Annotated in this window: 1 pseudogene; it reads left to right on the forward strand. The window is 26.2% G+C overall.

The window, feature by feature from the left end:
• A pseudogene (locus SCA31_RS23050) lies at positions 1 to 214 on the forward strand (EVE domain-containing protein); the annotation flags it as partial.
• Positions 215 to 279 lie beyond the last annotated feature (65 nt).

A 279-nucleotide genomic window follows, 5' to 3' on the forward strand; every position in this document is an offset into this window, starting at 1 on the left:
GGATGAGGAAATTTATCAAGGTATTATGGCTGCAGGTTTTCAACCGTTTCGTAGAAATGTAGATTTTTATAAGTGTAAAGAAGTGTCAATTATTCCTTTAATTGATGAATTAGATTTTATTATTGATAAGAAGAGATGGGGATTTTCCTTTAGATTTGGTTTTTTAGAAATTCTTGAAAAAGATTTTCAATTCATAAAAAGTAAGATGATATAATACACTTAATCTAAAATTTGAATTAAAAATTATTTAGAAAGCTGGCATCACTTTTGGACATTTTC

Source organism: Chryseobacterium sp. SIMBA_028, assembly GCF_046535285.1.
Classification (GTDB): Bacteria; Bacteroidota; Bacteroidia; order Flavobacteriales; family Weeksellaceae; genus Chryseobacterium.